The sequence below is a fragment of the Streptomyces murinus genome (genome assembly GCF_002154555.1).
Lineage (GTDB): Bacteria > Actinomycetota > Actinomycetes > Streptomycetales > Streptomycetaceae > Streptomyces > Streptomyces murinus.
Genome location: NZ_MUNF01000729.1, coordinates 1 through 6578 on the forward strand (window position 1 = coordinate 1; position 6578 = coordinate 6578).

7 protein-coding genes are annotated in these 6578 nt (G+C 71.3%); 1 reads left to right on the forward strand and 6 read right to left on the reverse strand.

The features are described 5' to 3' along the window. The 6 genes from CCN72_RS34005 to CCN72_RS34030 all read right to left on the reverse strand — a co-directional run. Nucleotides 1-1094 (reverse strand): cation:proton antiporter domain-containing protein (locus CCN72_RS34005; protein ID WP_086812152.1); only part of this gene is annotated, 1094 nt, incomplete at its 3' end. Between the two features lie 177 nt (nucleotides 1095-1271). Next, complete coding sequence (locus CCN72_RS34010; protein WP_086812154.1) at nucleotides 1272-2147, reverse strand: ABC transporter ATP-binding protein; 876 nt, start codon at nucleotides 2145-2147, stop codon at nucleotides 1272-1274. 3 nt (nucleotides 2148-2150) lie between these two features. Beyond that, nucleotides 2151-3116 (reverse strand): FecCD family ABC transporter permease, encoded by a 966-nt coding sequence (locus CCN72_RS34015; protein WP_086812156.1) that lies wholly within the window; start codon nucleotides 3114-3116, stop codon nucleotides 2151-2153. 56 nt (nucleotides 3117-3172) lie between these two features. Next, nucleotides 3173-4207 (reverse strand): ABC transporter substrate-binding protein, encoded by a 1035-nt coding sequence (locus CCN72_RS34020; RefSeq protein ID WP_086812158.1) that lies wholly within the window; start codon nucleotides 4205-4207, stop codon nucleotides 3173-3175. Nucleotides 4208-4336: 129 nt separating this feature from the next. Beyond that, nucleotides 4337-4726 carry a darcynin family protein gene (locus tag CCN72_RS34025; RefSeq protein WP_086812164.1) on the reverse strand — a complete coding sequence of 130 codons (390 nt, stop codon included), beginning with the start codon at nucleotides 4724-4726 and terminating at the stop codon, nucleotides 4337-4339. A 39-nt stretch (nucleotides 4727-4765) separates the two neighbouring features. Then, nucleotides 4766-5659, reverse strand: a complete 894-nt coding sequence (locus tag CCN72_RS34030) for an NAD(P)H-binding protein (protein ID WP_086812160.1) — start codon at nucleotides 5657-5659, stop codon at nucleotides 4766-4768. Between the two features lie 105 nt (nucleotides 5660-5764). Here CCN72_RS34030 and CCN72_RS34035 point away from each other — a divergent pair. Beyond that, a partial coding sequence (locus CCN72_RS34035) for a LysR family transcriptional regulator (protein ID WP_167408741.1) occupies nucleotides 5765-6578 on the forward strand: 814 nt, incomplete at its 3' end.

A 6578-nucleotide genomic window follows, 5' to 3' on the forward strand; every position in this document is an offset into this window, starting at 1 on the left:
CCGCTGCCGGCGAGCGCGAAGGCCAAGGGCACCATGCGGACGACGGTGAGGCTGAGAATCGCATAGCCGACGATGCGCCAGCTCAGGTGCTCCAGTGTCGGGCCGAGCAGTACGGCGCCGAAGACCAGCAGGCTGAGTGAGGCGAGGAGTTCGCCGAGGTGCTCGGTGAAATGGGCGGCGGGGTCGGGGGCGTCCGGCGAGGGGCCGGGGCTCTCCTGGCGGTCGGTGTCCGGGAGCCTGCTTTCGACGGTCGGGAGCCGTCGTTCGGCGGTCGGGAACCGGCTTTCGGTGGCGGGAAGCCGCCGCAGTGCGGAACCGAAGGCGAAGCCGCCGATCCAGGCGCCGATGAAGCCGCTGCCGTTCACCACGAGCGCCAGTGCGTACGCGGCCGTGGCGACGGCCGGGACGAACAGTTGCGCCCACTCCCCCGAGACCCATCCCCGTGACCGCGCCGCGCGCAACAGCCGGCCGCCGACGGCGCCGACCAGGAATCCCAGCACCGAACTGAGCACCAACGCACGCCAGAAGACACCGGACGCGCCCTCTCGCGCGGCGGACGTGCCGGGTATGACGGCGAGGAAGAGCACGAAGAACGGCAGCACCATGCCGTCGTTCAGACCGCTCTCCACATTGAGGCCGTGCCGGACCAGCGCGGGGACTCGTGGACTGGACATCGCGGTCTTGCCGAGGGCCGCGTCCGTGGGCGCGAGGACGGCGCCGACCAGGGCGAGTTCCCATAGGGTCAGCCCGGGCAGCAGGGGCCACGCGAGCAGCCACCCTGCCCCGATGCTCAGCGGCAGACCGATACTCAGAAGCCGGGCCGGGAGAAAGCCGTCGGTCCGCACATCCCGTCTTCGGACCGTCATGGCGTCGGTGAACAGCACCAGGGTGAGCGCCGCTTCGAGCAGTGCGATGATCGGCTCGGAGTTGTGCTTCAGGTCGACGATGTCGAGCGCCACCGGACCGAGCAGGATCCCGCAGCCGACGAACACCATCGCCGACGACACGGGGGACGATGCCAGCCGCCGTGAGCAGAGCGCGTACGCGGCCGTGACGCCCGCCACCGCCACGCCGGCCCACGCTTCGCCGCTCATCGCCCTTCGCCGCTCATCGCCGGGGCCTTCCGTCGGCACACCTCGCTCGGCAGCGCTGAAGGCAGGTTCCCGGTGGTCCGGGCCCTGACAGTCCGCGCGGAACCATCCTCCTCCGGTTGTCCTGCCGTCGCAGCCGGAGCACGGGGGCGGCCGCACCCACACGTCGTCGGCCTCGGGTCACTTCGGGGACCGCGCCCGGTCCGGGGCGGGCGTGCCCGGTGGCGGCATGGCGACAGGGGTGCCGTCACGCCGACATGGGTGATCCCGGGGGTCCACGTCCCGCGCGAGCGGTCGGGCCGCGTACGTGATCCGGATGACGCCGTCGGCGTGCCGTTCGGTGTGCGCGTGGACGCCGAAGACATCGGCGAGGAGGTCCGGGGTGAGCACCTTGAGGACCGGTCCCGCCGCGGCCACGGTTCCGGCGCGCAGGACGACGAGGTGGTCGCAGAGACGGGCGGCGAGATCGAGGTCGTGCAGGACGGCGAGCGTGGTGACACCGGTGGCACGGATCAGGTCCAGCAGCTCGAACCGGGCCCGGATGTCCAGGTGGTTGGTGAGTTCGTCCAGGACGAGGAGCTTGGGTTTCTGAGCCAACGCCCGGGCCAGCAGGACGCGTTGCCGCTCGCCGCCGGAAAGGGAGGCGTGGTCCCGGTCCGCGAAGGGTCGTACGCCGCAGCGGTCGAGGGCGTCGGCCACGGCCTTGTGGTCCTCGGTGCCGTCGCGGCCGAGCAGCCCGTGGTGGGGGGCGCGGCCGAGGGACACGATCTCGGTGACCGTCAGGCCGGTGGTGTTGCCGCCGGTGTCCTGGAGGACGGCCGCGGTACGGCGGGCCGCCGCACGGGGAGACAGTTCCCACACGTCGTCGTCGCCCACCCGGACGACACCGGTCGCCGGGCGCAGTGCGCGGTAGACGGTGCGCAGCAGGGTGGACTTGCCGCTGCCGTTGGGTCCGACGAGTCCGACGACGTCGCCCTGGCCGACTTCGAGGCTCACGCCGCGCAGGATCGGGTTGCGGTCGAGGGTGACGTGGAGCCGGTCGACGATGAGTTCCATGGTTCAGTCCAGGCCCTTGTCGCGGCGCAGCAGCCACAGGAAGAAGGGGGCGCCGAGGAGTGCGGTGAGGATGCCCAGGGGCAGTTCGTCGGGGCGGTCCAGGGTGCGGGAGAGCAGGTCGACGAGGACCAGGTAGAGGGCCCCCAGCAGGGCCGTCAGGGGCAGCAGCCGGCGGTGGTCGGCGCCGGTGGTCAGCCGCACCAGGTGCGGGATCATCAGTCCGACGAAGCCGATGCTGCCGGCGACCGCGATGACCGTGCCGGTCAGCAGCGCGCTGAGGACCAGGAGGACGGCGCGCAGCCGGTTGACGTCGACGCCGAGCGCGGTCGCCGATTCGTCGCCGGCCAGCAGCACATTGAGGCGGCGGCCGAACAGGGACAGCAGCGTGGTCGTGGCGAGCACGACCGCTGCCACCGTGGGGAGTTGGTCCCACTGTGCGCCCGCGACGCTGCCCAGCATCCAGAACATCACCGTCCGCAACTCGGTCGGGGTCGCCTGGAGTTGCACGAAGCTGGTCGCGGAGAGGAAGACGTAGCCGACGGCGACACCGGCCAGGACCAACCGGGTCGGCGCCATCCGTCCATGGCGCCGGCCCAGCGCGAAGACCAGGGCTCCGGCGGCCACCGCACCGAGGAAGGCCGCCGCCGACACTCCCAGTCCGGCGAGCGCGACGCCACCGCCGAGGGTGATGACGAGGACCGCGCCGAGCGTGGCGCCGTAGGAGAAGCCCAGCACGATCGGGTCGGCCAGCGGATTGGACACCACGGTCTGGAGCACCGCGCCGGACACGGCGAGGCCCGCGCCGACCAGGGCGGCCAGGACGACCCGCGGGGTGCGGAAGTTCCAGACGATCTGGTCGAGGGCGGGGTCGGCGGGCCCCGTCCGCGCGCCGGTGACATGGTGGAGGACGATCCCCCACACATCGCCGACGGGCACGTCGACCGCGCCGATGCTGATCGCCACGATCATGGTGGCGACCAGCGCGACGGGCAGCAGGGCGAAGGCGAGCGGGGCCCTGAGCCGGGTCAGAAGGCGTTCGGGTGCAGCATCCGAGCGATCTTCCGAACGGCCACGTCGTTGCTGGGGCCGAGGTACATCGAGTCGGACAGCGTCACGTACTTGTTGTTCTTCGCGGCCGGCCACTGGGGGAACTCCTTGAGCAGTTTCCTGGCGTAGGCCGCCGGGTTCGGGTCGTTGTAGCCGATGACGACGAGCGCGTCGACGTCGGTGGCGGCCACCTTCTCCTTGCTCAGGTCGGCGAAGGAGGTCCTGGAGGCGTTCTCGAAGGCGTTGGAGCCGCCCGCCCTGGCCAGGATGTCGTTGTAGATGCCCTTGGCGACGACCGAGCTGAAGTCGTTGCCGCCCATGGACATGTTGGAGAAGAGCACCATGACCTTCGGCTTCTTCTCCCCCTTCACCCTGGCGGTGACGGCCGTGATGTTCTTCTCGGAGGCGGCGATCAGCTTCTCGGCCCTGTCGCTCACGCCGAAGACCTTGCCCATGTCGCGCAGCAGCCGGTAGCTGTCGGCGATGGTCATCCCGGACGTGTCCTGGGCGCAACCCCGCGGCGAGACATAGGTGTTGGCGCCGACGTCCTTCAACTGCCCTCGGGTGGCGAAGCCGTTCTTCTGGTCGAAGCCGTACGACGTCGTGGACAGCACCAGATCCGGGCGTAGTCCGAGCATGGCCTCGCGGGGGATGTCGTAGGCGTCGTTGAGCTTCACGCCTCCCGTGGGAAGCTTCTTGATCGCCGCGGCCCGGCCCGGCACCTCGGACATGCCGTAGCTCTGCTCGTTGGCGACGATCCTGTCGCCGAGGCCGAGGGAGAGCAGGGTGGAGACCTCGGCGACGGAGGCGCCGTTCATCACGACGACCCGGCTGGGTGCCTTCGCGAAGGTCTCCTTCACACCGCAGTTGTCGAGGGTCACCGGGTATCCGGTCGCCGAGGCCGCGGCCGTCGTGTCGGTCGCCTTGTCGGCGGACGGCGATCCGCACCCGGCCGTCAGCAGACAGAGCGCTGCGGCCAGGGCGGCGGCAGCGGCCGGCCGGTTCATCGACATGCGGGCTCCTTGCGTGAGGCGTGTGCCCGTGGGGCGGGCTCCGATGCAGTAGTCGGCGCGAAGCGGGCTCGGGTTCCCGCGAGTTGCCGACCGGGGCCCGGCATGCTTCAGATGTGCTGCGACAGGGGGTCAGGTGACGATGGTGGCCACGGGTTCCAGGCCGTACGTCCGCGCGTAGCCGTTCTCGGTGCCGACGAGGAGGTCGACGATCTCGAAGTAGCGGTCCCAGAACGGGGTTTCGCGCAGGGCGTCGACGAGGAGCTGGTAGGCGTGGTGGTCCTTGGCCTCCCACACCCATACGTCGGTGACGCGGACGGAGTAGAACTCGGTGTCGTAGAAGCGTGATCGGACGCCGGTGGTCCGGGCCTCGATGGCCGGCAGGACCTGGGTGGTGAAGGCGTCCACGCGTTCCTGGACGGTCAGGGCGAGCCATTCGGGCGTGGTCTTGACGAGCATGAACGCCGTGACGGGCGGTTCGGTGTCGCCGGTCGTGTCAACGGGATCGCCGGTCGTGTCCATGGGCATGGAGATGCCTCCGCAAGGGGGTGGTGTCGGGCTTCAGGAGAGGACGGCGGGCTTGAGGATTTGGGCGCACCACTGCTCGAAGCCGGTGGCGGATGCGGTGTCCGGGGTGCGGGCGACACCGGCGTCGAGGCCCTCGTCCTTGGTCCGCTTCATGTCGACGACGCCCTGCACGAACGCCTCGTGGAGGCCGTAGCCGACGAGCGTGGTGTACAGCTCGTCGAGCGGCCGGCGTTCGTAGCGGACGGGGCGGCCGAGCTGTTCGGTCATGATGCGGGCCATGTCGTTGGGCGACAGGTCCTGGGGCCCGAGGACCGGGACGCTGCCGGTGCCGGTCCAGGAGCGGTCGAGGAGCAGGCCGGCGGCGGCCGCCGCGATGTCGGCGACGGCGACGAAGGGGGCCTTGCGGTCGGGGTCGACGGAGTCGGTGAAGACGCCCTTCTCGCGGATCGAGTCGCATTCCTCCAAGAGGTTCTCGAAGAAGGACGGGTTGGCCAGGGCCCGGTAGGCGACGCCCGTGCCGGCGATCAGGTCGTCCATGGCCAGCGAGGCGGTGACAAGTCCTGCCCGGTCGGCGAGCGGGGTGCCGCGGCCGAGCGCGGAGACACCGACGACATGGCCGACGCCATGGGCCCTGAGCGCCTCGGCGGCGGGGCGGGTGAAACCGGTGTAGGCGTCCTGCGGGGCCAGCGAGGCGTCCGGGGGGACGAGCCAGAAGACGGCGTCCGCGCCCTCGAAGGCCCGGTCGAGGACATCGGCTTCGGCGTGCGAGCCGGTGACCACCTCGACGCGTCCGCGCGCCGCGTCCGGAAGCCGGGCGGGATCACGCACGATCACGCGCAGTTCCTCGCCCGCGGCGGGGGCGGACTCCAGGAGCAGGGAGAGCAGCTGACGGCCGATGTTCCCGGTGGGAGCCGTAATGACGATCATGAAATACCTCGTGGGTCGTGCTGATCGGGTACGTCTCTCATCCTGCTGAGCGGCCCGGTGCTGCCACAATGGGAACTTCGGCACGGCATCATTGACTGAAATGGAATAACGCTGGTGAGCAGCCCTGATCCGGTCATCGACGCCAATCTCGCCATCGCGCTGGACGCCCTGCTGGCCGAGCAGAGCGTGACGCGCGCCGCCGCACGTCTGCACACCTCGCCCGCCGCCATGAGCCGCACCCTGGCCCGGCTGCGCCGCGTCCTTCAGGACCCCCTCCTGGTGCGGGCCGGGCAGACCATGGTTCCCACCCCACGCGCCCAGGCCCTGCGCGAGGAGGCCGCCGCGGTGGTGCGCGGCCTCGGCGCGCTGCTCAGTCCCGGCGCGAGCGTCGACCCCGCCGGCCTCAACTGCACCTTCACCCTTCAGGCCGCCGATCTGGTCGGCGCGGCGCTGGCCCCGGGGCTGCTGCGGCTGTCCCAGCGGGAGGCGCCGGGCGTCTCGTTCCGGATCCGGGCCGAGGAACTGGAGGCGGGGCCCGCTCTGCGCGACGGCCGGATCGACCTGGAGATCGGAGCCATCGACCATGTGGACCCCGAGACCCAGGTCGAGGACCTGGTCGGCCTCCGTATGGTGGCCGCCGTCCGGTCGGGGCATCCGCTCACCGAGGGGCCGCTGACCCCGGACCGGTTCGCGGCCGCCCAGCATGTCGCGGTCAGCCGCCGGGGCCGGTTCACCGGACCGCTCGACACCGCCCTGGCCGAGCGGGGCCTGCACCGGCGGGTCAGCGTCGTCCTTCCCGGTCATCTGGCCGCGATGGCCCTCGCCGCCCGCAGCGACGTCGTCTGCCTCGTGCCGGCCGCGCTCCCCGGCGCCGCCCCCTCGCCCCTCACCCACGACGCCCACGCCCTCGGACTGCACC

Bases quoted from the DNA above. Each gene is read 5' to 3' on its own strand.
- CCN72_RS34020 (WP_086812158.1), bottom strand. From the start codon at position 4,207: ATGTCGATGAACCGGCCGGCCGCTGCCGCCGCCCTGGCCGCAGCGCTC.
- CCN72_RS34015 (WP_086812156.1), bottom strand. From the start codon at position 3,116: ATGATCGTGGCGATCAGCATCGGCGCGGTCGACGTGCCCGTCGGCGAT.
- CCN72_RS34025 (WP_086812164.1), bottom strand. From the start codon at position 4,726: ATGGACACGACCGGCGATCCCGTTGACACGACCGGCGACACCGAACCG.
- CCN72_RS34010 (WP_086812154.1), bottom strand. From the start codon at position 2,147: ATGGAACTCATCGTCGACCGGCTCCACGTCACCCTCGACCGCAACCCG.
- CCN72_RS34030 (WP_086812160.1), bottom strand. From the start codon at position 5,659: ATGATCGTCATTACGGCTCCCACCGGGAACATCGGCCGTCAGCTGCTC.